Origin of the sequence: Leucobacter sp. CX87, from assembly GCF_018682295.1 — a bacterium.
Lineage (GTDB): Bacteria > Actinomycetota > Actinomycetes > Actinomycetales > Microbacteriaceae > Cx-87.
In genome coordinates this window covers 177,780-203,413 of the sequence record NZ_JAFIRI010000004.1, presented here as the reverse complement: position 1 = coordinate 203,413, position 25,634 = coordinate 177,780, and the positions used below count along the sequence as shown (strand labels likewise).

25 protein-coding genes are annotated in these 25,634 nt (G+C 68.5%); 5 read left to right on the top strand and 20 right to left on the bottom strand.

All coding sequences use genetic code 11. The features are described from left to right. Positions 1-13: 13 nt before the first annotated feature. On the bottom strand, positions 14-1,462 hold the full coding sequence (locus KOE53_RS06450) for an MFS transporter (RefSeq protein ID WP_188057829.1): 1,449 nt from the start codon (positions 1,460-1,462) through the stop codon (positions 14-16). A 164-nt stretch (positions 1,463-1,626) separates the two neighbouring features. Between KOE53_RS06450 and dcd the strand changes: the two genes are divergently transcribed. Then, positions 1,627-2,232 carry a dCTP deaminase gene (gene dcd / locus KOE53_RS06445; protein WP_188057828.1) on the top strand — a complete coding sequence of 202 codons (606 nt, stop codon included), beginning with the start codon at positions 1,627-1,629 and terminating at the stop codon, positions 2,230-2,232. Positions 2,233-2,322: 90 nt separating this feature from the next. Beyond that, the gene (locus tag KOE53_RS06440) at positions 2,323-2,694 is read left to right on the top strand and encodes a PGPGW domain-containing protein (RefSeq protein ID WP_188045143.1); all 372 of its coding nucleotides are present in this window, start codon (positions 2,323-2,325) and stop codon (positions 2,692-2,694) included. 24 nt (positions 2,695-2,718) lie between these two features. Here the strand turns inward: KOE53_RS06440 and KOE53_RS06435 are convergent, their stop codons facing one another. From KOE53_RS06435 to rpmB, 8 genes are all read right to left on the bottom strand, one after another. Then, positions 2,719-3,489 (bottom strand): ABC transporter ATP-binding protein, encoded by a 771-nt coding sequence (locus tag KOE53_RS06435; RefSeq protein WP_188045142.1) that lies wholly within the window; start codon positions 3,487-3,489, stop codon positions 2,719-2,721. After that, entirely contained in the window at positions 3,486-4,322 is an 837-nt protein-coding gene (locus tag KOE53_RS06430) for an ABC transporter permease (protein ID WP_188057827.1), read from the bottom strand. Before KOE53_RS06430 ends, KOE53_RS06435 begins: the two co-directional genes overlap by 4 nt. A 21-nt stretch (positions 4,323-4,343) precedes the next feature. After that, on the bottom strand, positions 4,344-5,354 hold the full coding sequence (locus KOE53_RS06425) for an ABC transporter substrate-binding protein (RefSeq protein WP_188057826.1): 1,011 nt from the start codon (positions 5,352-5,354) through the stop codon (positions 4,344-4,346). Positions 5,355-5,659: 305 nt separating this feature from the next. Beyond that, positions 5,660-7,708, bottom strand: coding sequence for a bifunctional copper resistance protein CopD/cytochrome c oxidase assembly protein (locus tag KOE53_RS06420; RefSeq protein WP_353055598.1), 2,049 nt, complete (start codon positions 7,706-7,708; stop codon positions 5,660-5,662). 118 nt (positions 7,709-7,826) lie between these two features. Further along, on the bottom strand, positions 7,827-8,105 hold the full coding sequence (locus KOE53_RS06415; RefSeq protein WP_188045139.1) for an HU family DNA-binding protein: 279 nt from the start codon (positions 8,103-8,105) through the stop codon (positions 7,827-7,829). Between the two features lie 430 nt (positions 8,106-8,535). Further along, complete coding sequence (rpsN, locus tag KOE53_RS06410) at positions 8,536-8,841, bottom strand: 30S ribosomal protein S14 (RefSeq protein WP_188045138.1); 306 nt, start codon at positions 8,839-8,841, stop codon at positions 8,536-8,538. 2 nt (positions 8,842-8,843) lie between these two features. Continuing rightward, positions 8,844-9,011 carry a 50S ribosomal protein L33 gene (rpmG, locus tag KOE53_RS06405; RefSeq protein WP_188045137.1) on the bottom strand — a complete coding sequence of 56 codons (168 nt, stop codon included), beginning with the start codon at positions 9,009-9,011 and terminating at the stop codon, positions 8,844-8,846. Next, complete coding sequence (gene rpmB / locus KOE53_RS06400; RefSeq protein WP_188045136.1) at positions 9,011-9,247, bottom strand: 50S ribosomal protein L28; 237 nt, start codon at positions 9,245-9,247, stop codon at positions 9,011-9,013. Before rpmB ends, rpmG begins: the two co-directional genes overlap by 1 nt. A 246-nt stretch (positions 9,248-9,493) precedes the next feature. Here rpmB and KOE53_RS06395 point away from each other — a divergent pair, with 246 nt between their 5' ends. After that, positions 9,494-10,261: an SGNH/GDSL hydrolase family protein gene (locus tag KOE53_RS06395; protein WP_215401678.1), complete on the top strand. Its 768-nt coding sequence runs from the start codon at positions 9,494-9,496 to the stop codon at positions 10,259-10,261. Positions 10,262-10,452: 191 nt separating this feature from the next. Then, positions 10,453-14,085 (top strand): efflux RND transporter permease subunit, encoded by a 3,633-nt coding sequence (locus KOE53_RS06390; RefSeq protein ID WP_188057825.1) that lies wholly within the window; start codon positions 10,453-10,455, stop codon positions 14,083-14,085. Positions 14,086-14,126: 41 nt separating this feature from the next. On the opposite strand, the gene KOE53_RS06385 is transcribed toward KOE53_RS06390, so the two are convergent. The 10 genes from KOE53_RS06385 to KOE53_RS06340 form a co-directional block, all read right to left on the bottom strand. Continuing rightward, positions 14,127-15,260: a pyridoxal-phosphate dependent enzyme gene (locus KOE53_RS06385; protein ID WP_188057824.1), complete on the bottom strand. Its 1,134-nt coding sequence runs from the start codon at positions 15,258-15,260 to the stop codon at positions 14,127-14,129. Beyond that, positions 15,257-16,084 (bottom strand): amino acid ABC transporter permease, encoded by an 828-nt coding sequence (locus KOE53_RS06380; RefSeq protein ID WP_188045133.1) that lies wholly within the window; start codon positions 16,082-16,084, stop codon positions 15,257-15,259. The genes KOE53_RS06385 and KOE53_RS06380 overlap by 4 nt, the downstream gene beginning before the upstream one ends. Continuing rightward, complete coding sequence (locus KOE53_RS06375; protein WP_256434434.1) at positions 16,081-16,731, bottom strand: amino acid ABC transporter permease; 651 nt, start codon at positions 16,729-16,731, stop codon at positions 16,081-16,083. Before KOE53_RS06375 ends, KOE53_RS06380 begins: the two co-directional genes overlap by 4 nt. Before the next feature lie 64 nt (positions 16,732-16,795). Beyond that, positions 16,796-17,665 carry a glutamate ABC transporter substrate-binding protein gene (locus KOE53_RS06370; protein ID WP_188057823.1) on the bottom strand — a complete coding sequence of 290 codons (870 nt, stop codon included), beginning with the start codon at positions 17,663-17,665 and terminating at the stop codon, positions 16,796-16,798. 69 nt (positions 17,666-17,734) lie between these two features. Then, on the bottom strand, positions 17,735-18,511 hold the full coding sequence (locus KOE53_RS06365) for an amino acid ABC transporter ATP-binding protein (RefSeq protein WP_188057822.1): 777 nt from the start codon (positions 18,509-18,511) through the stop codon (positions 17,735-17,737). Positions 18,512-18,678: 167 nt separating this feature from the next. Next, the gene (locus KOE53_RS06360; protein WP_188045130.1) at positions 18,679-19,080 is read right to left on the bottom strand and encodes a Fur family transcriptional regulator; all 402 of its coding nucleotides are present in this window, start codon (positions 19,078-19,080) and stop codon (positions 18,679-18,681) included. Positions 19,081-19,108: 28 nt separating this feature from the next. Beyond that, on the bottom strand, positions 19,109-19,957 hold the full coding sequence (locus KOE53_RS06355; RefSeq protein WP_188057821.1) for a metal ABC transporter permease: 849 nt from the start codon (positions 19,955-19,957) through the stop codon (positions 19,109-19,111). After that, entirely contained in the window at positions 19,954-20,874 is a 921-nt protein-coding gene (locus tag KOE53_RS06350) for a metal ABC transporter permease (RefSeq protein WP_353055597.1), read from the bottom strand. Before KOE53_RS06350 ends, KOE53_RS06355 begins: the two co-directional genes overlap by 4 nt. Beyond that, the gene (locus KOE53_RS06345; protein WP_188057820.1) at positions 20,874-21,728 is read right to left on the bottom strand and encodes a metal ABC transporter ATP-binding protein; all 855 of its coding nucleotides are present in this window, start codon (positions 21,726-21,728) and stop codon (positions 20,874-20,876) included. The genes KOE53_RS06350 and KOE53_RS06345 overlap by 1 nt, the downstream gene beginning before the upstream one ends. Next, positions 21,725-22,831 carry a metal ABC transporter substrate-binding protein gene (locus KOE53_RS06340; protein ID WP_188057819.1) on the bottom strand — a complete coding sequence of 369 codons (1,107 nt, stop codon included), beginning with the start codon at positions 22,829-22,831 and terminating at the stop codon, positions 21,725-21,727. The genes KOE53_RS06345 and KOE53_RS06340 overlap by 4 nt, the downstream gene beginning before the upstream one ends. Positions 22,832-22,964: 133 nt before the next feature. Here KOE53_RS06340 and KOE53_RS06335 point away from each other — a divergent pair, with 133 nt between their 5' ends. After that, entirely contained in the window at positions 22,965-24,392 is a 1,428-nt protein-coding gene (locus KOE53_RS06335) for an amidase (protein WP_353055596.1), read from the top strand. Here the strand turns inward: KOE53_RS06335 and KOE53_RS06330 are convergent. Next, on the bottom strand, positions 24,389-25,609 hold the full coding sequence (locus KOE53_RS06330; RefSeq protein ID WP_188057817.1) for a glycosyltransferase: 1,221 nt from the start codon (positions 25,607-25,609) through the stop codon (positions 24,389-24,391). The two genes, KOE53_RS06335 and KOE53_RS06330, sit on opposite strands and share 4 nt — an antisense overlap. Positions 25,610-25,634 lie beyond the last annotated feature (25 nt).

The window sequence follows — 25,634 nt, the reverse complement described above, 5'->3', positions numbered from 1 at the left end:
GGGCCCGGGTCCCCTACCCGACGTGCGCCAACACCGGCGCCTCGTTCTGCGGCAGGAGCTCCGATTTGGGCACGCGAATCAGCACTGCCGCGATGATCGACGCGAGCACCATTGCAACGGCGGCCGTCACGAAGATCGCCGAGTAACCCTCGGCGAAGGCATCGAGCAACGCGTTCCCGCGAAGCCCCGCCGTGGGCCCCGCGACCTGGACATAGACCGCGGTGAACACGGAGACGCCGATCGATCCACCGATCTGCATAGCCGAGTTCGCGGTCGCCGATGCGGCTCCAGCGTCGTGCGCGGCGACGCCGCTCAGGGCGAGGTTCTGCAGGGGAACGAAGATGAAGCCCATGCCGAGCCCCATCACTACGAGCGCGGGCAGCACCTGCACCAAGTAGTTTCCGTCGGCGGTGATTTGGCTGAGGTAGCCAAGCCCCACCGCCGCGAGCAGCGGACCGCCAATCATCATGAGCCGGGGTCCGACTGCCGTGAGCATCTTCGTGGCGATCGGCGCGACGACCATGATGGCGAGGGTCAAGGGCAAGCTCGCGAGCCCGGCCTGGAAGGGCGCCATTCCCAGCACGATCTGGAGGTGGAAGGCCAGATAGAGCGTGGCACCAATCATCACGCTGCCGGTGACGGCCTGAATGAGCAACGCACCGCCGCGCACGCGGTTGGCAAGGATCCGCAGGGGAAGCAGGGGCTCCGCAACCTTCGTCTCGATCCACACGAACAGCGCGAGCAGCAGGACACCCGCGGCCAGGAACCCGATCGTTTCGGGCGCGCCCCAGCCATGCTCGGCGAGGCTAAAGCCGTACACCAGCGACCCAAGCCCGAGCGTCACCGTGATCGCGCCCCACACGTCATAGCGGTTGTTTCCTTCGGCCTTGCTCTCCGTCAGGAAGAAGGCCCCGCCGATCATGCCGACAGCGACGAAGAACACGTTGACCAAGAGGCACCAGCGCCAGTCGGCGAATTCGGTGAGCAGGCCGCCCAGGAGCAGTCCGACTGCCGCGCCGGCGCCGGCGATAATGCCAAATACCGCGAACGCCGTGTTCCGGTCCTTCCCCCGCGGGAAGGCCACCGTCAGCAGCGCGAGCGCAGCCGGCGCGAGCAGCGCAGCAAAGATTCCCTGCAGGCCTCGCGCAAGAATGAGTTCGGCGCCGGATCCTGCCAGGCCGCCGTACACCGACGCCAGGCCGAAACCGATCATGCCCACCATGAAGGCGCGCTTGCGACCCCAGTAGTCAGCGACTCTGCCGCCGAGCAGCAGCAACGCCCCGAACGCGAGCGCATAGGCAGTGACGACCCATTGCCGTTGGCTGTCCGAGAGATCCAACTCTAGCTGGGCCTGCGGCAGCGCAATGTTGACGATCGTGCCGTCGAGCACGACGACGAGTTGCGTCAGCGAGAGCACGGCCAGCGCCCACCAACGATTGGGTGAGCGTCGGGAAATAGACATAAAAAAGACCTCCGGGATCTCTGTGAGTGCCGGAGGTTTCAAGCCTCGGACCGATGTCGCTTTCGCGCTGCTCGACCACACCGGCCGTTGGGCCAGTCAGATCTCTAGGTTACCAGAGGCGATCATTGGGGCGGGCTGGGAGCCCTCGCCGCTAGAATCGACACGTGCTGCTTTCAGATCGTGACCTCAATGCTGAACTCGCCTCCGGCCGGATCCGTCTGGATCCCTCGTCCGACGACATGGTCCAGCCGTCGAGCATCGACGTGCGTATTGACCGCTACTTCCGTCTCTTCGACAACCACAAGTACCCCGTGATCGATCCGGCAGAGGACCAGCCCGAACTCACGCGCCTCATCGAGGTTGACCCCGCGGAGGGCTTCATCCTGCACCCGGGCGAGTTCGTCCTCGGTTCGACGTTCGAACAGGTCACCCTGCCCGACGACATCTCGGCCCGCCTCGAGGGAAAGAGCTCCCTCGGCCGACTCGGCCTCATGACGCACTCAACCGCCGGCTTCATTGACCCCGGCTTCACGGGTCACGTCACGCTCGAGCTCTCGAACGTCGCGACGCTGCCGATTCGCCTGTGGCCCGGAATGAAGATCGGGCAGCTGTGCTTCTTCCAGCTCAGCTCACCCGCCGACCACCCGTACGGCTCGGGCGAGTACAAGTCGCGCTACCTCGGGCAGCGCGGCCCCACCGCCTCGCGCTCGTTCGTGAACTTCCACCGCAGTGATGTGACCGCGACCGACGCGGGCGCAAACGGCGGCTAGGGCGTTTTGCAGGGGCGCTTGGCCTGCGGCTCCAGACGTGAAACAGCAGAGGCACACCTGCTACTCAGCACACGCTCGTACACTCCCCTCATGAGCGACACACCCTCGACTGCTGCACGCGCCGCTTCCGCCTTCGCTCGAGCGGCTGGCTCCGCGGGCCGAGAGACACGCGCCGCTATTCGACGCAACCCGATGACCGACCGCGTCTACCGCACCACGATCGGCGTCGTGGGTGGCACAACGTTCGTCGTCGGGCTCGCCCTGATTCCGCTGCCTGGGCCGGGGAGCTTGATCGCGATCGGCGGGCTTGCGTTGCTCGGCACCGAGTTCGAGCGGGCGCAGCGAGCACACGCCCGAGCGAACGAGGTCGCGCGCAAGGCGGTCGCCCGTGCGAACGAGGCGCGCCTCAGACGGGCAGCTCGGCGAAGCGATGCCCAGGCGGCATACTCGCCCCCAGCCTGACGCCTGGCCTTCGGCCGAACGCGCCTACCCCTCGTGAATCAGGCGCAGGATCTGGGCTGCACGCGTGCGAAACTCGGGCGCCTCGGCGTCGGCACGGTGCCGAGGCCGGGCGATCGGGACGGCGATTTCCTCGCGGACCCGTCCGGGACGCGGACTCATGACGACCACGCGGTCGCTCGTGAGCACCGCCTCCTCGATGTCGTGCGTCACGAGCACGACGGTGAGCTTGTGGCGTTCCCAGACCTCGAGCAGGAGTTCTTGCATGGTGCGCCGCGTAAGCGCGTCCAGCGCGCCAAACGGCTCGTCCATGAGGAGCACATCGGGGCCGTAGCTGAGTGACCGCGCGAGGGCCACGCGCTGCTGCATGCCGCCCGAGAGCTGAGCCGGGTGCGCCTGCTCGAACCCGTCGAGGCCCACGAGCGAGATGAACTCGCGCGCACGCTCGGTGCGCTCTGCAGCCGACAGGCCCGCCTCGCCGCGCAGGGCGAACTCGATGTTGCCGCGCACGGTAAGCCACGGCATCAGGGTGGCCTGCTGGAACACCATTCCGCGGTCGCGACCGGGGCCGAGCACCGGTGTTCCGCTGACCTCGATCGAGCCCTCGGAAGGGTCTTCCAGGCCCGCGATGAGTGACAGCAGCGTCGACTTGCCGCAGCCAGATGCGCCGACGACCGAGACAAACTCGTTCTCGGCAACCTCGAGATCCACCCCCTCGAGCGCCGTTACGTCGCCAAAGCGCTTCGTGAGGCCGCTGATGCGGATCTTCGGGGTCAGCGTGGAAGCAGGCGTCGTCATGCGCGGCCCTCCTGGTAGGCGAACATGCGGCGGCCCAGCCAGCGCATCGTTTGATCGAGCACCAACCCGAGCACGCCCAAGACCAACACGTACGCGATGATCGTGTCGGTCGCGAAGTAGCGCTGGGCAACCGTGATCCGGTAGCCCATCCCGCTCGAAGCGGCCACGAGCTCGGCCACCACGAGCCAGGTCCAGGCCCAGCCGAGGGTGATGCGCAGCGCATCCCAGATGCGCGGCATCGCCGAAGGAACGACGATGCGGGCGAGCATGGCGATGCGGCCCAGCCCGAGCGTCTCGCCGAGACGCACCAGTCCCACCGGGACTCGGCGCACCGCGTCGGCCACCATCAGCAACTGCTGGAAGAACGTGCCCATCCAGATGATGAGGAACTTCTGACCGTCGTCGATGCCGGCCCACACGATCGTGAGCGGCACGAATGCCACGACCGGCATATAGCGGATGAAGTCCATGAGCGGCTCGAGCGCCGCCTCGACGCGGGCATTCACACCCATGAGCGTGCCGATCGGCACCGCAAGCACCGTCGCGAGCACGAAGCCGACGAAGATGCGGTAGACGCTGACCGCGATGTCCGACCACAGCTCGCCATTGCCCGACTGCTCGACGAGCGCGCCGACCACGGCCTCGGGGCTCGGCAGAAACATCGGGTCGACGAGTCCCAGTTTCGTCGCCAGCCACCACACCGCAATGAGCACCACGAAGGTGCTGACCGAGGTGGTGAGGGCGGCTCGCCGGCTCAGGCGCTCGCCGATCCGCCGCCGGCGAGGGCGGCGGACGGCGGGCACGGCAGAAGTCACTGCGGTGGTCTCAGGCATATGCGGCTCGGATCTGCGCGACTACGGCTGGGGCAGGAAGCTGGCGTCGACAATCGACTTCGGGTCGGCCGTGCCCTCGATCATGCCGATGCGCGAGGCCACCTTGATGATCGCCGGCAGGGTCTCGTCGCGGTACGAGCCGTCCAGCATCTCGGCATTCTCGGCGAGGGTGAAGTAGTGCACGCCGTCAAACGCCGATGCGAGCTCTTCCACGTTGCTGCCGACGCCGGCCGCAATGATCGCGCGGGCCTCGTCGGTGTTTGCCTCGTAGAAGTCGAGCGAGTCGCCCCATGCCGCGATGACGGCCCGGACGGCCTCGGGCTCAGCCTCGAGCACGTCGTTGCGCACGACGAGTACGTCGGAGATGAGGCCTTCGTGCTCGGCGGCCGTCACGAGGGTCTCGATGCCCTTGCCGGCGCCGAGCGCCGAGCTGACGTAGGGCTCGTAGGTGACGGCGGCGGGCACGCTGCCGGCGATCAGCGCCGTTCCTGCCTCGTCGGCGCCCATCGGCACGCGCTCGATGTCGTCGAACGTGAGGCCGGCCCGGTCGAGCGCGTCGCCGAGCAGTAGTTCGCTCGTCGCACCCTCCTCGTAGGCAACCTTCTGGCCCTTGAGTCCCTCGACGGAGCTGATGCTGCCGTCGGTCAGGATCGCGTCGGCGCCGGTGGCGGTGTCGAGCATCAGCACGATCGATACGTCGACGCCGTTCTCGACGAACTGCAGGGCGGTGTGGCTGGCGACGCTCGCCATATCCAGCTTCTTCGCCGCGAGGGCGGCATTCACATCAGCATCGGCGCTGAAGCTCGTCAGCTCTACCTCGACGCCCTGATCGGCGAAGAATCCCTGATCCTCCGCGACATACCACTGGCCGTAGCCGAGCCAGGGCTGCGTGCCCATGCGGAGCTGCGTCGCGCCGTCGGCACCTCCCTCAGACTCGCCGGCCTGCGGCGATGCGCAGCCACTCAACACGAGCGTTGCTGCAGCAACCAGCCCTGCGGCTGCGGTCATCTGGCGGAACATGCGTCGGTTCACGGCAGTGAATCCTTCCTCGCGTCTGGCGCGATGCGTCGGCCGCGGCAGGCGCCGGGCATCCCACAAGACACTGGGGGACCGAACCAGTCTATCCAGCGCCGCCAGCGATTTCTGCCTGGGTACAGCCTGGCTCTGCCGGGATCCTGCGCGAAGTCGCCTGGGTGAACCCGGCCCGCGACCCGCAGCCACGCCCCCATCTAGTGAGCGCAAAGTGCTGCTTCACGATTCGTGAAAGCACCTATTGCGCTCACTAGATGCGCGAACGAGGTGAAGTAATCAGGGCGAGAGAGAAACGCAGTGCAGGATCAACCCTCCCGCTTGCCCATTCGCTCGTCGCGGGCGGCGATCTTGCCCAGGCGCGCGTTGTACGCCTCGAGCTCGGCCTCGCCGGAGCGATCGGCGGCTCGGTCGCGGCGCTTCGTCTCGCGCTCGTCGCTGCGTGCCCACTGCACCGCCACGATGAGCGCGAGCGCAAAGGTCGGCAGCTCGCCGATGCCCCAGGCGATGCCGCCGCCGGCGGATTGATCCTCGAGCGGGGTCGCCCCCCAGGTGCGGCCCATCGCGCCGTACCAATCGGCGAGCAACAGCCCGGTCGAGCCCATGATCATGACGCCAAAGAAGGCGTGGAAGCCCATCGAGGCGAACAGCGTGACCAGGCGCAACGCGTACGGGAAGCGGTAGGGAACCGGATCGACGCCGATCATCGACAGGCAGAACAGGTACCCCGAGATGAGGAAGTGCACGATCATCCACTGGTGCCCCAGGTGTTCTTCCATCGACCAGCGGAAGAGGCCAGAGAAGTAGAACACCCAGAGCGAACCGACGAAGATGACCGAAGCCACGAGCGGGTGCGTGATGAACTTCGAGTACGGGGTCTGCACCATCCACATGACCCACTCGCGGGCACCCCAGGAGCCGTCCTGTCGCTTCTTCGTCGCGCGCAGCAAAAGGGTGATCGGGGCGCCGAGCACGAGCAGCAGCGGGATCATCATCATGAGCAGCATGTGCATGAGCATGTGCATGCTGAAGAGCACCTGCTCGTAGGCGTTCAGGGCACCGTTGGTCGCGTAGAACAGGCCGACCATGCCGGCCACCCAGAGGATCGTGCGACCGATGGGCCAGGTGTCCCCGCGGCGGTGCAGGCGAATCACGCCAGCCAGGTAGAGGCCAACGGCGAAAACGCACACGAGCGTCCACGCGAGATCGAACTTCCAGACCGTCAGGAAGCTCGAAGGCAGCAGCTCGGGCGGCAGCGGGTCCCCCGTAAGCCATTCGGCGGGAGAGACGAGGCCGTTGCTGCCACGCGCCGGTTCGAGCGCGACCGGCGTCTCGCTGCGTCCGAGCGCACCCGCGATTCCCGAGGCGATCCCCATGACGGCGAGCTCGAGCACAACGAACCAGGTGAAAATACGCGCTCCCGCGGCGCCCGGGCGGTCGATCCTCCGCAGCAAGAACTGCCGTTGCAGCGCACCGAAGACGCCCAGAACGATGAGCGTGCCGGTCTTGATGAGCAGCAGGATCCCGTAGCCGGTGCCGAAGAGCGCTTCGAGGGAGCCGACGCGGATCCAGCCGCTGACCACGCCCGAGGCGGCTACCCCGATGAACGCGAACAGGGCGATCGACGAGTAGCGGCTGGCAAGCACGGCGAGGCGGGGGCGGTCGACGAAGCGCGAGACGAGCACGAGGCTCACGAGGCCGCCGATCCAGGCGCCTGCGCCGACGAGGTGTACCAGCAGCGCGTTCACGGCCTGGCTGTGCCCTGAAGCCCCTGCGGCGTGGCCCTGGGCGGCAAGGGGGAACATGGCGACGCCGGCAGCAATCAGCGGCAGCAACGCCAACCGCCGGTCGCGGACCGCGAAACACAGCACTGAGGTCGCCGCAGCGACGAGCACGACCTGCAGCCAGAGTCGCCCGAGCTCAATCTCGGTGACGAACTGGGCGAGACCGGCGCCAAACGCCTCGCTCGACGAGAAAGCCAGGCCCGAGACGTCGACATACGTGACGATGAGCGTCGTCGCGGCCGATACCGTGAGCAGTGCGGCGGCACCGGCGGCGAGGTCGAGCCCGAGCTGCCATTCGCGCCTCTCGGTCGAGTACGACCAGAGCTGGAAGATCAGGGCACCGAGCAGAATCCCGCCCGAGAGATTCACCAGGGTGCGCGCCAGGGGGCCCGCGAAGCGGACGAACGCCCCGGGGTCGAGCAGCTGGCGCTCCGCACCGGCTCCGCCGATCTGCAGGCCAACGGCGAGCGCCGCGACGCTGAATACGAGGAGGGCCGCGGGGCCGAGGATCAGCGCGAGGCGCGCGGGACCGGAGGCGGCACCGAACGAGCGGGTGCGAGACGAAGAGGGCACCCGCCAAGCCTACGCGTTGCCGGTGGCAGGATCCTGGCCGTCGCCCGTCGTGCGGGAGATGCAGCGATGCCCCCGGAGGCTGAGCCTGCCGGGGGCATCACACAAGATGCGGGGTGAGCTACTTGACTGCAGCCTTCAGCTTGCTGCCAACCGAGACCTTGACGCGCTTGCCTGCGGGGATGTTGATGGTGTCGCCGGTCTGGGGGTTGCGGCCCGTACGTGCAGCGGTGTCCGCCGACTCGAACGCGATCCAGCCGGGGATCGAGACCTTGTCGCCCTTGGCAACGGTCTCGGAAACAGCGGCGAAGAAGCCGTCAACTACGCTCGCGACAGCGGCCTGGCTCTGACCGGTGTCAGCAGCGATCTTGGCAACGAGCTCAGTCTTGTTAAGTGACATGTTCTGTCCTCCCAGGGCACCGGACTCGAGAGCCGAGCCCCTGATCGTGTTCAGGTATCCCCGTCGCCGGGGTTTCGATCAAGTGATCGCTAAGAATCTACAACACATCGGCGGAAATCCGCGGAACTTTGCGGCTGATCTTTTCAGATTCGCGCCGTGGCCCTGCGCTAGCAGCCCTGCCCCGATCGGGGCAGCCGCGGCAGAGCGCTCGGATCCTTAGCAGGTTTCCCCAGATCAGCACTGGGTTCTGTGCGCGCTCCGTGTGGCGACGGTGGGGGGCCGGGGCAGCAAGTGCGCCTGGGAGAAGAATCCCGGAATTCCGGGGTTTCTCTGCGCGCGAAACCGCACTGTGCGGGTTTCGCCGGATCCGGAAACGCAAAAACGGGCGCGAACCCCGAAGGATTCGCGCCCGTTTTTGATAGACGAGAAGTTACCAGCTCGACTTGGTGATGCCCGGAAGCTCACCGCGGTGGGCCATGTCGCGGAAGCGAACACGGCTGACACCGAACTTCGACAGGACACCACGGGGGCGGCCGTCGATGACGTCGCGGCTGCGCACGCGCACCGGCGAAGCGTTGCGGGGCAGCTTCTGGAGGCCCACGCGTGCAGCCTCGCGGCTCTCGTCGGTCCCGTTGGGATCGATGAGCGCCTTCTTCAGCTCGGCGCGCTTCTCTGCGTAGCGCGCGACGATGACCTGACGCTGCTTGTTCTTCGCAATCATGCTCTTCTTAGCCATGTTTAGCGCTCCTCTCGGAATTCGACGTGCTTGCGGACCACCGGGTCGTACTTCTTGAGTACGAGACGGTCGGGGTTGTTGCGGCGGTTCTTACGGGTCACATACGTGAACCCGGTGCCTGCCGTCGACTTCAGCTTGATGATCGGACGGACGTCCTGCTGCTTCGCCACTAGATCTTCACCCCGCGCTTCTGGAGGTCTGCGACCACTGACTCAATGCCACGAACGTCGATCAGCTTGATGGCCTTGACCGAGAGGGTCAGGGTCACCTTGCGGCCGAGCGAAGGCACGAAGTAGGTCTTCTTCTGGATGTTCGGATCGAACCGACGCTTGGTGCGACGGTGCGAGTGCGAGATGTTGTGTCCGAAGCCGGGAACGGCTCCAGTCACCTGGCACACTGCTGCCATGATGTATTCCTCCTGAGTACCGTAACGCGGGACCGCGTTACCCAAGATCACTTGTCGGCATGTGTTTCACGAACCGTTCGGGGCCAAAACCCAGTACGACGCGAGGCTCACATACGATCTGGACGGGGAAATCCGCCCAGCCAAAGATCAAGCTTACGACGCGCCCGGGCAGTCGGTCAAATCAGGATCGCCGAGGTGCCGCCCCGGTCGGTACCGTCGGGCCCTATTCGGTCGTAGGCTACGAGCGTGACTGACATCAAGTTCGTAGCCATCGGCGACAGCTTTACCGAGGGCGTGGGCGACGAACTCGCTGATGGATCGGTGCGGGGCTGGGCCGACCTCACGGCGGAGGGCATCGCCCGCGCGACCGGCGCACCCGTGCAGTACGCGAATCTCGCCATCCGCGGGCGCCTGATCGCCCCGATCCTGGCGGAGCAGCTGGAGCCGGCCCTCGAGCTCGGCCCCACGCTCGTGTCCTTCAACGGCGGCGGGAACGACATGCTGCGCCCGGGAACCAATATGGCGAGCATCCTCGCGCAGACCGAGCGGGCGCTGACACGGATCGTGGAGTCGGGCGCCACACCCATCCTGCTATTCGGCGCAGACCCCACCGGCGGCCTTCCCGGCGGCTCCCGCTTCCGGGCGAAGGCGGAAGCCCTCGGAGAGGGAACGCAGCGCATCACCGACCGGCTCGGTGTCGTGTTGGTGGACAACTGGCATGACCCAGAACTCCCGAAGGCGCAGTACTGGTCGACCGACCGCCTTCACATGGCCCCCGTCGGGCATCACCGCGTCGCCGCCAATGTGCTTCGCGCCCTCGGCTACGAGCCCCCTGCAGACTGGACCCTGCTGGCCGATCCGGTCCCGAAACCCGGCACGAGGGAGCAGCTGCGCTACACCCGTGAGCACATGCTGCCGTGGATCGGGCGACGCCTGACCGGCCGCTCGAGCGGCGACGGTCGCAGCGCGAAGCACCCCACCTGGGTCGAGGTCTCTCCCACACGGTCCCGCTAATGCGCGACTCGGCGCCTCGGGGAATCATCCCGTAGGACGACACCGGTCATACCCAGGGCTGATGCCCGGCGACGCGGCTCACGCCAGAGTGAGAGAAGTAGTCGTCACCGCCATCGTGCGTCGGTGCGCCGTTTCCGCGCACATCTGCGGTGACCCGGCGCCGAGCGCCGAAGCATCACCCGAAAGGCCCCATGACCTTCCTCACACGCGCGAGCCTCAAGAATCGCCTCATCGTTGGCCTCTTGACCCTCGCGGTCGCGGCCATGGGCCTCTTCTCCATGTCGGCGCTCAAGCAAGAGCTGATGCCGTCGATGCAGGTGCCGATGGCATTTGTGTCGGCGCAGTCGCCCGGTCTCGCGCCCGAGGAGATGGCGCGCACCGTGACGGAGCCGGTCGAGCAGGCGCTACAAGCGGTTCCCGGCATCAAGAGCGTGGTTTCCGACACGTCGAGCGGCTTCGCCTCGATCACCGTCGAGTGGCCGTTCAGCACGGATGACGAGGACACGCTCCGCGCGATCCGGGCGGCCGCAGATGCACTGAAGCCGACGTTCCCGCGGGGCACCGAACTGACCGTCTTCTCGGGCGGCTCCGACGAGATGCCCGCGATGGTGTTGAGCGCTGGCACGAGCGGCGACGAGGCCGTGTTTGCCGACAAGATGGCGCAGACCGTGGTCCCAGCGCTCCAGGGCGTCGCCGGCGTTCAGAAGGCCGAGCTCGCCGGGCGCGAGGACGAGAAGATCGTCATCGACATTCGTCCGGCCGACGCCGCTCGCCTGAAGGTCGACCCCAATCTCATCGCCCCGGCACTCGAATCGCACGGCGCAGCCCTCCCCGCCGGTCAGGCGGAGTCGGAAAACGGCGCGCTCTCGATCACCGTCGGTTCCGCGCTCACCTCGGTCGAGGAGATCGCCGCCCTGCCCATCACTGCGGGGGACGGCGTGGTGCGCATCTCGGACTTCGCGGACGTGCACGTGGAGACGGTCCCCGCGACCTCCATTTCGCGCGTCAATGGCAAGCCCGCGCTGACCCTGCAGATCACTCCCGCCCAGGGCGCGAACGTCGTCGACATCTCGCACGCCGTGACCGCAGAGCTCGACCGCCTCGCGCCCGAGCTCAAAGCGGAGTTCGTCACGATCTTCGACCAGGCCCCCTACATCGAGCAGTCAATCCACGACCTCTCGGTCGAGGGCGGGCTGGGACTCCTCTTCGCGGTTCTCGTCATCCTGGCATTCCTCGGCTCATGGCGCTCCACGCTGATCGCCGCGGTGTCGATCCCGCTCTCCCTGCTGATCACCCTGGTGGGACTATGGTGGAGCGGCAATACCCTCAACATCCTGACCCTCGGCGCGCTGACCATCGCGATCGGCCGCGTCGTCGACGACTCCATTGTGGTCATCGAGAACATCAGTCGCCGCCGCGGTCCGGGCGAGCTGACCCCCGAGAGCGTCATCGCCTCGGTGCGCCAGGTCGCCGGCGCCATCACGGCCTCGACGCTCACCACCGTCGCGGTGTTCCTGCCCATCGCCTTCGTCTCGGGCATCGCCGGACAGCTGTTCCGGCCCTTCGCCATCACTGTCACGATCGCGCTGCTCGCCTCACTGCTCGTCGCGCTCACGATCGTCCCGGTGCTGGCGTACCTCTTCATGCGAGGTCGCGCGCCGCAGGCTGCGGCAACGATGCCGGCCGAGCAGGATCCTGCCGGTGACCTGCCGACTGCCGAGCTCGAGGCCGCCGCACCGGCCGCCGTGGCCGAGACGTCCGACCTCGACGAGATCCACACCCCGCCGGATCGGCTCCAGCGCGCCATCATGCCGGCGCTGAACACGACTCGACGCCACCCGGTCATCACCCTCGTCGCCTCGGGCGTGATCCTGCTCTGCACGCTCGGACTCAGCGTCCTCATCCCCACCGACTTCCTCGGTTCCTCCGGGAACGAGAGCCTGCAGCTGACCCAGTCGCCGAAGGGCACGAAGAACGCGGACGACCTCATCAAGGCTGCCGAGCCGGTCGAGAAGGCCCTTGCCAAGGTCGACGGGGTGCGCGACATCATGACGTCGATTCCCCTCGACGTCAGCGACGCCCCGCCGACCATCTCCTACGACGTCCAGCTGGAGACTGGGGCGAAAGTCGACGAGGTTGATGCCGCGGTCAGCAAGGCGCTCGAACGCCTCGGGAACGCCGACGACTTCCAGACCCTGACGCAGGACGCGTTTGTCGGCGGCGCGGGCGGCGGCGGCATCTCACTGCAGATCCGCGGCAACGATCCGGTCGCGCTGCGCAAGGCCAGCGACCTGCTCGAAGCGAAGCTGTCGGACGCCAAGGGTGTGCAGTCGGTGCGCAGCGAGCTCGCCGGCGAACAGCCGGTCGTGCGCGTGAAGCTCGACGAGGTGAAGGCCGCAAAGCTCGGCTTCGACCGGGCGATGGTCGCGCGGGCCATCCAGGAGGCCCTCGAGGGACAGACCGTCGGGCAGCTCATGCTCGACGGACAAGAGCGCACCATCATGGTGCGCACCCCGGGGACCGAGCGCACGGTCGAAAAGCTGGGCGAGATCCTGCTGCCGGTGACCCCGCAGCAGTCGGCGGAGGCCCAGAAGATCGCCTCCGACGCGCTGCAGGATAAGGCCAAGGCTGAGGCCGAGGCAGCGCGCATCAAGGGGAACAACGAGCTCGCGAACCAGATGCGTGAGGCCGCCAATCAGCGCGCCGAACTCGTCGGCCAGGTCGGCGAACTGAACGCGCAGTTGGCCGCGCTCAGCGCCGCACCCGTGGTGCCCGGCCCGCCCCTCACGCCCGACGAGGACGCCATGCAGCGCGCCCAGCTCGAGCGTGCCGAGCAGATTGCCGCGCTGCAAGGCGCCCTCTCGGGGACCCAGAGCGGGATCGCGGCGATGGACGAGCAGCTCGTGGCGCTGCGGCAGGCGCAGGCCGACTCGGCCACGCAGCTCGCTGAGCAGCAGCGCGCCGAGGCCGAGCAGGAACAGGCCATGGAGGTCTCGGGGACCGCGCTCCCGCTGTCCGCGATCGCGACGATCGAGGAGGAACTCACCGCCCCGTCCATCACCCGGTCCGGCGGCGAGCGCCAGGTCGCGCTCACCGTGACCCCGCGCAAGGGGCAACTCGACGCCGCGAACGCCGCGGTCGAGCGGGCCATCGCAACGGTGGACCTGCCCGCCGGCGTCAGCTTCGAGCTCGGCGGGGTGAGCGCCGAGCAGGACGAGGCGTTCGCTCAGCTGGGCGCGGCGATGCTCGGCGCGATCCTGCTCGTGTTGCTCGTGATGGTCGCGACGTTCCGCAGCTTCCGCGGGCCGTTCGTCCTCCTCGTCTCGATTCCGTTCGCGGCGACGGGAGCGATCCTGGGCCTGCTCATCACCGGCACGCCCCTCGGCCTGCCGGCGCTGATTGGCCTGCTCATGCTCATCGGCATCGTGGTCACCAACGCGATCGTGCTCATGGACCTCGTCAACCGGCTGCGCGCCGACGGAGCCTCGCTCGCCGAGGCGGTCGAGCACGGTACTCGACTGCGGTTGCGGCCCATCCTCATGACCGCTGCGGCGACTATCTTCGCGCTGATCCCGATGTCGCTCGGGCTCACCGGCGGCGGCGTCTTCATCTCGAAGCCCCTCGCGATTGTCGTGATCGGCGGGCTCATCTCCTCGACCCTGCTCACGCTGATCCTCGTGCCAATTCTCTACACGCTGGTCGAGCGGCGACGCGAGAGGCGCATCGAGCGGCGCGAGAAGCGCCGTGCGACGCGTGCCGAACGCCGTGCCGAGCAGCGCGGCGAGGGCCCCGCGGCCGACATCGAGGCGCTGACCGAGGCGTAGTCCGAGGAAAAACCGAATGCTCGCGGCCGGGTGGCGATTCGCTACCCGGCCGCCGGCGTCTTGAGCCCCGACCCGGTCAACACGACGACTGTGGTCTCTCCCGGCAGGATCGCGCCGCGCGCCCGGAGCTGGGTGAGCGCCGCCGCCGCGGTCGCGCTGGTGGGCTCGACGAACATTCCGGTGCGGGCGAGCGCGTCTCGGGCGCGCAGGATCCCGTCCTCCGGAACCGCGATGCTCTGGCCCCGGGACTCGCGCAGCGCCTCGACCATGAGGGCGAGACGAAGCGGGCTCCGGATCGCCGTGCCCTCCGCCGCGGTGGGGCGGACTGGCCGCTCGTCGCGCTCGCCCCGGAAGGCGGCGTCGACGGGCGAGCAGTTCAGCGGCTGCGCCGCGTGTAACCGTGGCAGCCGGTCGATCGCCCCGGCGCGCAGCAGCTCGCGGAAGCCGAGCGCGCAGCCGAGCAGGCTGCTGCCCGCGCCGACCGGCACGATCACGTGGTCGGGCGCCGTGAAGCCGAGGTCCTCCCAGATCTCGTACGCCAGGGTCTTCGTGCCTTCGAGAAAGAACGCCTGCCAGTTGTGGCTCGCATAGAACCCCTGGCCGCACGCGAACGCCTCGATGGCCGCCTGCTGGGACGCCTCGCGCGGCCCGTCGACGAGGCGCACCTCGGCCCCGTACGCGCGGGCTTGTGCGAGTTTGGCGGGCGACGTCGTGGCCGGCGCAAACACCGTGACCCCCAGCCCGCCGGCCGCGGCGTAGCCGGCGACCGAGGCCCCGCCGTTGCCCGAGCTGTCCTCGAGCACCCGCGTGATGCCCTGCTGGCGCAGGACCGAAAGCATCACGCTCGATCCGCGGTCCTTGAAGCTCCCGGTAGGCGAGAACCATTCGAGTTTGAAGCGCGCGGGTGCGCCCTCCCAGTCGCGCTCCACGAGCGGCGTGCACCCCTCGCCGAGGCTGATCGGGCGCGCGACTGCGAGCGGCAGGGCCGCCCGGTAACGCCAGAGGCTGCGCTCGGCGCTGTCGATCTCACTTCGACCGATGCCGCCCCCCGGGGTGACGAGCAGCGGTCGCCCCCCGTCCGAGCGCCATCGCGGCACCCCGATCGGGGAGCGGGCGCCGTCGAACGGGTCGACGTACGCGGGCTCCGGTGCCCCCGTGGGTGCGCCCGCCGTCACGCCTTCTTCGCCTCGACCAGCCGGGCCGCGCGCCTCCCGACCCAAGAGAGCGTGAGGTTGATCGCCAGGTAGATCACCACCGCCACGACCCAGAAGCTGAAGAGATAGGCGTTGCCGTAGTAGTTACCCATGTCCTTGATCGTCTTTGACAGCTCCGAGTAGGCCACGATGTAGCCCAGCGAGGTGTCCTTGAGCAGCACGATCATCTGTGCGATGAGAATGGGCAACATCTGGGTGAACGCCTGGGGAAACTCGATGAGCATGCGGGTGCGAATCGGCGTGAGCCCGATTGACAGCCCCGCCTCGCGCTGGCCCTTGTTCAGGGACACGATGCCGGCGCGCAGCGCCTCGCCCACGATCGCGCCGTTGTAGACGGCGAGCGCGATTACGACGGCCCAGAAGGCGCCGGTCGAGGCGACGAGCAGGATGAAGAGCATCATGAGCAGCACGGGCATGCCGCGGAAGAACTCGAGCACGACGGCGACGGGCACCCGGATCCACATCGACTTTGCCAGCCGGCCGAAGGTGAAGAGAATGCCAATCATGAATGCGCCGACCATCGCGGTGACGGCGGCCAGCAGCGTAGCGACGACGCCCTTGCCGATCGCGCCCCAGACCTCGCCGTAGGCGAGCACGTCCCAGCGGGAGGCGTCGAACATGCCGGGAGTGACGTTGCCGTTGACCGCCACCTGCGGCTGGGCGAGCCGCCAGATGGCCCAGCCGAGCACTGCGGCGACGGCGATCAAGCCGACGACGGAGATGAGGACCGAGCGCTGCCTGGCCTTGGGGCCGGGGGCGTCGTAGAGAACCGTTGCCGTGCTCATCGCAGCACCCGAACCTTCTTCTCAATCTGCCCGGCGATGAGGCCGAGCGGAACGGTGATCACGAGGTAGCAGAGCGCGATGCCCACGAGGATGGGGATGACCGCCTGCCCGTTCTCGTTCGTGAGGCTTCGTGCGACCGCAAAGAGCTCAACCACGAAGAACCCGCCGGCGACCGAGCTGTTCTTCGTGAGCGCGATAAACACGTTGATGAGCGGCGGCACGACCATGCGCAGCGCCTGCGGCAGCACGATCAGCGTGAGCGTCTGCCCAAAGTTCAGCCCGATCGAGCGGGCCGCCTCAGCCTGCCCGACGTGGACGCCGTTGATCCCTGACCGCAACGCCTCTGCCACGAACGGTGAGGTGTAGATCGCCAGGGTAATCATCGCGAGGATCGGGTACGACGGTTTGTCCGGCGCAATGAGCGGCAGGACGAACACCATGAAGATGAAGAGCATGACGAGCGGGGTATTCCGGATGATCTCGGTGTACACCGTCGCGAAGCCGCGCAGCGAGGCGACCGGCGAGATCCGCATCGTCACCACGACGAGACCGATCGCCATCGCCCCGAGGCCGCCAAAGATGAGCAGGCGCAGGGTCATCCAAAACCCGGTGCCGACTGCGCCGATGTTTTCGAAGAACACGTCCACTGGGGCCGCCTCTCATGTCGGGGTGTGGTGGCCGGGGCGTCTCGCCCCGGCCACCAGTGGGTCATTACCGGTCGATCGTCGGCGGGGTCGGCGTCGCGAGCACCTTGCCCGCGGTCGACTCCCAGGCCTTCGCCCAGGCGCCGTCTTCGAACGACTCCTCGAGGGTGTCGTTGATGAAGGTGCGGAAGTCCTCATCGCCGAGCTTCAGGCCGATGCCGTACGGCTCTTCCGTGAAGGGGTTGTCGATGACCTCGAACTGGCCGGCGTTCTGGTCGGCCAGACCGGCGAGGATCACGTTGTCCGTGGAGACCGCGACGACCTCACCCGCGCGCAGCGGCTCGAGGCAGTTCGAGTAGGTGTCGGTCGCGAGGACCTCGACGCCGGCGTCCTTCAGGTTCTGCTCCGAGGTCGATCCGGTGACCGAACAGACCTTCTTACCCTTGACGTCGTCGATTCCCGTGATGCCGTCGGGGTTACCGCTGAGCACCAGCAGGTCCTGGCCAGCGACGTAGTACGGGCCGGCGAAGTCGACGACTTCCTTGCGCTTGTCGTTGATCGTGTAGGTCGCGATCACGAGATCAACCTCGCCGTTCTCGATAAACGGCTCGCGGTTGGCCGAGACGGCCTCTTTCCACTCGATCTTGTCCGCGGGAATGCCGAGCTTGCCGGCAATCAGCTTGCCGATCTCGACGTCAAAGCCCTCAGGCCCGTTCGGGCCCTTCAGGCCGAAGAGCGGCTGATCAAACTTCGTGCCGATCGTGATTTTGCCCGCCTCGTTGAGCTTCGCCATCGTGGTGCCGGCCTCAAAGGTCGTCTCGGCAGCCACCTCGGGAGCGGCTGTTTCGCCGCCTCCCCCGGGAGAGCCGGACGCGCAGGCCGAGAGCGCCAATGCTCCGACCGCAGCAATCACGAGTGCGTACTTGGTAATTCGCATGGGTGCCTACCTTCGTTGGTGTGCGGGCGGGGTTGTGCCCGCCCTATGGGTCCCGCGAGCGATCATCGACTAGTGGCCGAGAATCTTGGAGAGGAAGTCCTTGGCGCGGGAGGTCTGTGGGTTGTCAAAGAACTGCTCGGGAGTCGCTTCCTCGACGATCTGGCCATCCGCCATGAAGACGATGCGGTCGGCCGCGCGACGGGCAAATCCCATCTCGTGCGTGACCGCCACCATCGTCATGCCGTCGTTGGCCAGGCCGATCATGGTGTCGAGCACCTCGTTGATCATCTCGGGGTCGAGCGCCGAGGTTGGCTCGTCGAGCAGGATGAGCTTGGGCTCCATCGCGAGCGAGCGAGCGATCGCGGCCCGCTGCTGCTGCCCGCCAGACAGCTGAGAGGGCAATTTCTTTGCCTGATTGGCGATGCCGACGCGCTCGAGCAGGCGCATCGCGCGTTCCTCTGCCTCCTTCTTCGAGAGGCCGAGGACCTTAATGGGGCCGAGCGTCACGTTCTCGAGGATGGTCTTGTGCGCGAAGAGGTTGAATGACTGGAACACCATGCCGACGTCTGCGCGCAGCTTGGCGAGTTCCTTGCCCTCTTCGGGAAGCGCGACGCCGTCGATCGTGATCGTTCCCGAGTCAATCGTCTCGAGCCGGTTGATCGCGCGGCAGAGGGTCGACTTTCCCGACCCCGAGGGCCCGAGCACGACCACTACCTCGCCGCGGCCGACCTGCGTATTGATGTCCTTGAGCACGTGGAGTTCGCCGAAGTGTTTATTCACATCGGTGATCGTCACGAGCGCATCTTCTCGATCGCGGACCACTCTGACCGCCGTCGTTTCTCCCATGCCCGTATCTTGGGCCCCTGCTGTGGTCGGCACAAGGGGTGTGGATAACTCGCGTGTTCGCGATCAGTGGCGCTGACAACCAGGGAATTCCCCGTGTTCCCGTGCCAGAACTCGGTGCGATCCCCTCACGGGCGGCAGCGGCGGCCGCGGGGATTGTTATGTTTCCGTCACCCGCGCGCGGCTCGGCAGGACTCGCACACCCCGAACAGGTCGACGACGTGCTCGATCTCCGCAAAGCCGTACTCGGCGGCGACCTGCCGCGACCACGTCTCGACGGCCTCGGCCGCCAGCTCGCGGGTGTCCCCGCAGCTTCGGCAGATGAGGTGGTGGTGGTGACCCTCCATCGCGCACGATCGGAAGAGGTTCTCGCCCTCGGGCGCTTGCACCGAGTCCGCCTCGCCCGATTCGGTCAGCCCCGACAGCGCGCGATAGACCGTCGCGAGCCCGATCGTGGAGCCCTGCTCGCGCAGTCGCTGGTGGAGCTCCTGCGCGCTGACGAACCCGCGCGCCTCGGCGAGAGCTGCCCGCACCGCCTCGCGCTGCCAAGTGTTGCGTCGAGCGCCGCTCACGAGTGCCTCCCTGTGGCCTGGTTGATGGTTATGCCTGTGCCCCACGGTATCGAACCCGGCGCGCTCCCGCGCGAGCGCTCACCCGGTGCACACCGAGCGCGACGAGAAACAGCAACGCGACGGCGACACCCACCGCGCCCCCGGCCGCAACGCCGAAGGCGGCGGATCCCCACAGCCCGAGCAGCCCCGCGAGCACGCCGATGCCGGCGGCAATCGGGGGGATCCAGCCGATGGACGGCGCGACCAGCCGGGCGGCCGCGGCCGGCCCGATCAGGACGGCGACGCCCAGGATCGCGCCGACCGCCGGCATGGCGGCGACGACTGCGGCTGCGATCATCGCGGTGGCCACGAGCTCCATCGGCCAGGACCGGTAGCCCGCGGCGCGAAAGCCCGCCGGGTCAAACGTGTGGAACAGGAGGCGCCGGCCGAAGATCGCAAGCAGCAGCAGCGAGGCGACGAGCACCGCCGCGGTCGTAACGACGTCGGACACGCTCACTCCCAGTGGCGAGCCGATCAGCAGGGCGTCGACCCCCACGACGTCGGCTCCACCCGGCAGCGCGATCGAGGGGGCCAGGCTCGCAAGCAACGCCCCGAGCGCGAAGCCAAACGAGAGTACGACCCCGCTCACGACCTGGCGTCCCTGCCCGGGCACCCGGGTGAGCAGGGTCATGAGGAGGACCAGTACGACCGCGAAGGCGGCCTGGCCCGCGAGCACGCTCCACCCCAGGATCGCGAACAGCACGCCGCCGGGGAAGGTGGCGTGGCTGAGCGCGACCGCGAAGAACGAGCGTCGTCGCAGCACGATGAGCGTGCCGGCGAGGCCCGCGAGCAGGCCGAGCAGCGTGAGTTCGAGGGCGGCAAGGGCGAGGTAGCTCACGCGGCGACCTCCGTGCCCTCGGGCCGGATCCTGCGCAACCGCGCCCGCAGCAGCCGAGGTGCCAGCAGCCGGAAGCCGACCGCGAGGGCGTAAGCCCCGACGAGCACGAGCACGACTACCGCGCCGGGCGAGACCGCCACCCCAGCGCCGACCGAGCTGGAAAACGACACCCAGAGCCCAATGACCCCCGCGGCGAAGGGCACGAGGATCGCGATGGGGATGAGCCAGGCGAGGCGGCGCGTGAGCAGGCGCGCGGTCGCCATGGGCACGGTCAGGATCGCGAGGACCATGAGCGTGCCGAGCGCCTGCACGCCCGCGACGACGAGCAGCGCGACGGCGGCGCCGAGCGCGAGATCGGTGGGGGTGGTGCGAAATCCCGCCGCAGCGAAGCCCGCGGGGTCGAAGGCGCGCAGCAGCTGGGCACGCCAGGTGAACGCGATCACGGCGACGGCGACGATGGCCACCACGACGACCTGGACGAGCTGTTCCTGCGTCACGGTGAGCAGGCGGCCGAAGAGGAGTTCCTCCAGTTGGCTGACGTAGTTCTGCTGACGCGAGACGAGGACGATGCCGATGCTGAAGAGGCTCGTGAGCACGACGGCGATCGCGGCGTCCGAGCCCACGCCCCGTCGCTCCAGCACTGTGAGCAGCACGACGGCGGCGAGCGCCGCGATCAGGGCGCCGGGGAGGAGGGCGGCGGTCCCGCCGACGATCGAACCGATGACGAGGCCGGGGAAGACCGCGTGGATCAGACCGTCACTCATGAACTCGAGATCGCGGAGGCTGATGAACAGGCCAACGACGCCCGCCGCGACCGCGAGCACGGCGACGGTGATGAGCGCCCGGGACATGAACGGCAGCGCGAAGACGTCGAGCGGCCCGAACGCGGCCTGCAGCTCGAAGATTCCCGGGGTCACTACGCGGCGCTCCAGGGCGAGGTGGGCTCGTCCGGCCGTTCGGTTTCGCGCGTGGTGGTGACCGTGTGGTGGTCCAGTTCGACGGTCGAGCCGGCGAAGGCGCGCTCGACGGCGTCGAGCGTCAGCGCCTCGTCGATCGGCCCGTATGCGACGAGGCATCCGGTCGGCCGGGCCCCGGGGTCGCCGTGGTGGCCGTCGAGGAGGAGTACGTGACTGCAGGTCTCTCGGGCGATCTCGAGGTCGTGCGTCGACACGAGAATGGTGCGCCCCTCGGCGCGGAGCTCGCGAATGGTGGCGAGCAGCATGTCGCGGTTGGCGCGATCCAGTCCGTTGAAGGGCTCGTCGAGCAGCAGGATCTGCGGGTCGACGACGAGCGCGCGGGCAAGGATCACGCGCTGCTGCTGCCCACCTGAGAGCTCGCCGAAGCGGCGGCGGGCGAGGTGGGCGAGGCCGACGCGCTCGAGGGCGGCGTCAACGCGGCGGCGGCCGTCGCGACCGACCGGGCGCACCGGGCCGAGCGCACGGTAGAGCCCCATCGTGACGGCCTGGCGCACCGTGATTGGCAGCTCGTTGTCGCGGCGGTCGGCCTGCGGCAGCGACCCGACGCGCGCGAGCGCCGCCCGGGGAGATCCGCCGAGCACGCGGAGGCTTCCGCCGGTGAGCTCGGCGAGCCCCAGGAGGCCCCGCAGCAGGGTCGACTTCCCCGCCCCGTTCGGCCCGATCAGCGCGACGGCCGATCCTGCCTCGATCGTCGCCGTGATGTCCGCAAGCGTGGTGACCCCGCGATACCCGAAGGAGGCGCCGAGGAGCTCAATCACCGGGGTGCCCGGTGCAGCGGCCTGGTCGGTGTTCATTGCAGGGCCTCCTGGAGGGATTCGGGCAGGGGGTCCGGCGTGAAGCCCCAAGCCTCCAGGATGACACGAACGTTGTGCTCGGTCGCCGCGAGATACGTGTCGGTGTCGCTGCCGGGCACACCCAGGGCGTCCACCGCGAGCGTGTCGCTGTCGATCACGGTGGCCCCCGACTCGCGAGCGATCGTGCGGGCGAGCTTCGGGTTCATCGTGGACTCGACGAAGATCGCCCGAACGCCCTGTTCCTGAATCTTCGCGACGAGGGCGTCGATCTCGGCGACGCTCGGCTCCGCGTTGTCCTCGAAACTCGGCAGGATCGACCCGGCAAACGCGATCTCGTACGCGTCGAGGAAGTAGCGGAGCGAGTCGTGCCCGCTGACCAGGATCCGCTCGCTCGGGGGTACCCGCGCGAACTGGGCGGCGGCCCAGTCGTCGAGATCGGCGAGCAGCTGCTGGTATGCCTCGGCGCGATCTTGGAAGCCTGTCGCGTGCTCGGGATCGGCGGCCGCAAGACCGTCGGCGACCGCGTCGACCATGCCAGCCGCCATCATCGGGGCGGTCCAGAGGTGCGGGTTGACGTCGCTCTCGCCGTGGTCGTGGCCGTCGTGCCCCTCCTCCGCGGTTTCCTCCGCGGCGTGCTCGTCGGCATGCTCATCCTCGTGCGCGTGCTCGGCGTGCTCAGTCGCATCTTCCGCCTCGTGCGCGGCGCGCTCGGTCGCGGCGCGAGCGGCCACAAGGTCGACCCCGCTGCTCGCGTCGATGATCTCACCGGCGAACCCAGAGGCCTCGATGGCGCCATCGATGTAGGTGTCGAGGCCTTGCCCGTTCACGATCAAGACATCGGCGCGGGAGAGCTCGAGCAGTTCGGCCGGGCTCGGGTCGAAGTGGTGCGCTGAGCTGCCGGGCGCCATGAGTCCGCTGATCGTCACGTCGTCCCCGCCGACGATGCGCGCAAAGTCGGTGAGCTGCGTCGTGGTCGTGACGACGCGCAGATGCCCGCCATCCCCGTCGTCGGGGGTCACGGCACATCCCGCGAGGGCGAGCGAGCCGGCGGCGAGCGCCGCGACGGCCGCGCTGAGGGTGAATCGGTGTGATGCAGTGCGCATGAGTGCTTCCTAGTTGAGAACGACTCTCAGTCTAGGGGTAATGAGAATCGTTCGCAACAACACGCGGCCCCGATCATCGCCGAGGAATTCGCCGCTCGTTAGGCTGGCACGAGACAGAGTGAATGGGGATCGCGTGCTCGAATTACCAACCAGCGCCGTCGAGTTGCGCGACGCGCTCCGCACCGGCAGCCTCACCGCCAGAGAGGTCACCGAGCACTTTCTCGGCCGCATCGAGGCCGAAAACCCGAGAATCGGCGCTTTCGTCAGCGTAAACACCGACTCCGCACTTGCCGAGGCCGATGCCGCCGACCGCCACGTTGCCGCCACCCCCGCCGGCGATCGCCACGGCCTTCCGTCGCTACTCGGCATGCCGATTGCGCATAAGGACATCGTCGATGTCGCCGGCGCCCCGACGACACACGGTTCGCGCGCGCTGCCGCACCGCGTGGCAGACACCGACTCCGCCATCGCCCAACAACTGCGCGCCAGCGGCGCGATCTCACTCGGCAAGACCCAGGTCCCCGAGCTCGGCCTCTCCTCCTACTCCGAGAACGACGTCGCACCGCCCGCGCGCAACCCACTTGACCCCGAACGCACCCCCGGCGGTTCCTCAGGCGGCGCGGCCGCCGCGGTCGCCGCCGGCATGCTGCCCCTGTCCCCGGGCAGCGACGGGGGCGGATCCGTGCGCATCCCGGCCCTCGCCTGCGGGCTCATCGGCCTCAAGCCCGGGTTCGGCGCCGTGCGCGCGGACACGCTCCTCGGCGACACCGACCCGTTTGGGGCCCCGCGCCTGGTCACCTCGGGCCCGCTCGCGCATTCGGCGGCGGACGCGGCGCTGCTCTACGACGCCATGACCCGGGTCTCCGGCACGACGAGCGAACCCGCGCTCGAGGCCGTCGTGCGGGCTGAAGACCTCGGGCCCTTGCGCATCGGCGTGAGCCTACGCTCACCGTTCGAGTCGGCGATGGATGTTGCCCTCAGCCCCGAGACGCTGTCGGCCCTCGAGTCGGGGATCGCCGCGCTGAGCGCTTCCGGGCACCGGGTCGAGGAGGCCCCCTTCAGCTACGACCCCCGCTACACCGACGCCTTCACGACCGCGTGGACTTCGGCGCTCGCGCTGCTCGATTTCGACGCCGGGGCAGAGGAGCGCTTGGGCGCGCTGGCGCGGTCCTTCCGCGTACGCTCGATCGCGCGCGACCCCGGGCGCATCCGAGAAGCCGGCGCGATCCTGCAGCAATTTGCCGCCGACGCCGACGCTCAGTGGGGGAAGTACGACGTCGTCCTCACGCCCGGCCTCGCGTTCCTGCCGCCTCGCATCGGGTCAAACCTCGCGCTCACCCCCGACGAGGACTACCGCCAGCAGTGCCTCTTCACCCCCTTCACGTCGATGGTGAACGTGTCGGGATTGCCCGCCATCGCGGTACCGACCATCGAGGTCCCGGCAACGAACCCCCAGGCCGCCCGCCCGCTCTCGATGGGCGTGCAGCTCATCGCACCCCGCGGCGGCGAGATCCGGCTGTTGCAGCTCGCGGCGCAGATGGAGGCGCGGCTCGCCCGCTAACGGCGGGGCAGGATCCCGGCATACGCCACGAGCAGGCGGTCCGTCGAGGCGGACCAGCTCCGCCGCTCGGCGAACGCTCGCGCGGACTCGCCCATGCGGATCCAGCCCGCCTCGTCACTCAGCACCTCGCGGATCGCTGCCGCCCAGGTCGCCGGATCGCGCCCATCAATGAGCAGTCCCGTTTCGCCGTCGAGGACGGCTTCGCGCAGGCCCCCGGCGTCGGCGGCGGCAATGACCGGGACCCCTGACGCGGCGGCCTCGAGGGCGATCAGCCCGAACGTTTCTGAGTGCGAGGGCACGAGCACCAGGTCGGCGTGCCGCAGCCGGTCGGCCAGCTCGTCGCGATGCAGGGCCCCGTCGAAGCGGACCGCGCCGTTCAGGCGCTCGGCCGCGGCGTGGAGGCGCGCGGTGTACCCGTCGTCGTCGGGCGGGGGTGCGCCGACGATCCGCAGCACCGGTCGCTCGCGTGACGAAATCGCCGCGACGGCGTCGATCGCGAGGTCGAAGCCCTTCAGCGGGTGCAGGCGGCCGGCGACTAAGACCTCAGCGGGTTCGCCGGCGCGCCGGCGCTGCAGGTGGGCGGCGCGCTCGCCCGCGCCGAGGGGGTAGAAGTCGGCAGCGTTGACGCCGAGGGGCACGACGGCCACTCGCTCGCCGCCCAGGCGCGCGCGCACCGTCGCCGCCTCGGCCTCGCTCACCGCGATGACGAGGTCGGCGTCGCGCGCCAGCGTCTGCTCACCCACCAGGCGGCCCGGCGACTCGGCCCGCTCACCCGACGCGAGTGGCGTGTCCGACCCGGCGGCGATGCTGTGGAAGCTCTGCGCGAGCGGGATCCCGAGGCGACGGGCGACGGGCAGCGCCGCGATGCCCGAGAACCAGTGCTCGGCGTGGAGCAGGTCGAGGGGGAGCCGCCCCAGGAGCGCGGCGAGCGCCGCCGTGAATGCGGGCATCAGAGTCTCGTGCGCACCCTTGTCGAGCAGACGCTGGGGCCCGGCGTCGAGGTGATGCAGCCGCAGCCCCTCGGCGAGCTGGAGCGAGGCGGGCTGCTCCGCTGCGCTGCGCCGGGTGATGAGCTCAACTTGGTGGCCCCTACGCGCGAGCTCACGGGCCTGCGCCAGCACGACGACGTTCATCCCGCCGGCGTCCTTCGTCCCAGGCTCATCGAGCGGCGAGGTGTGCAGCACGACGAAGCCGATGCGCAGCGGGAGAACAGACATGGATCGAACGTATCTCACGATTCGG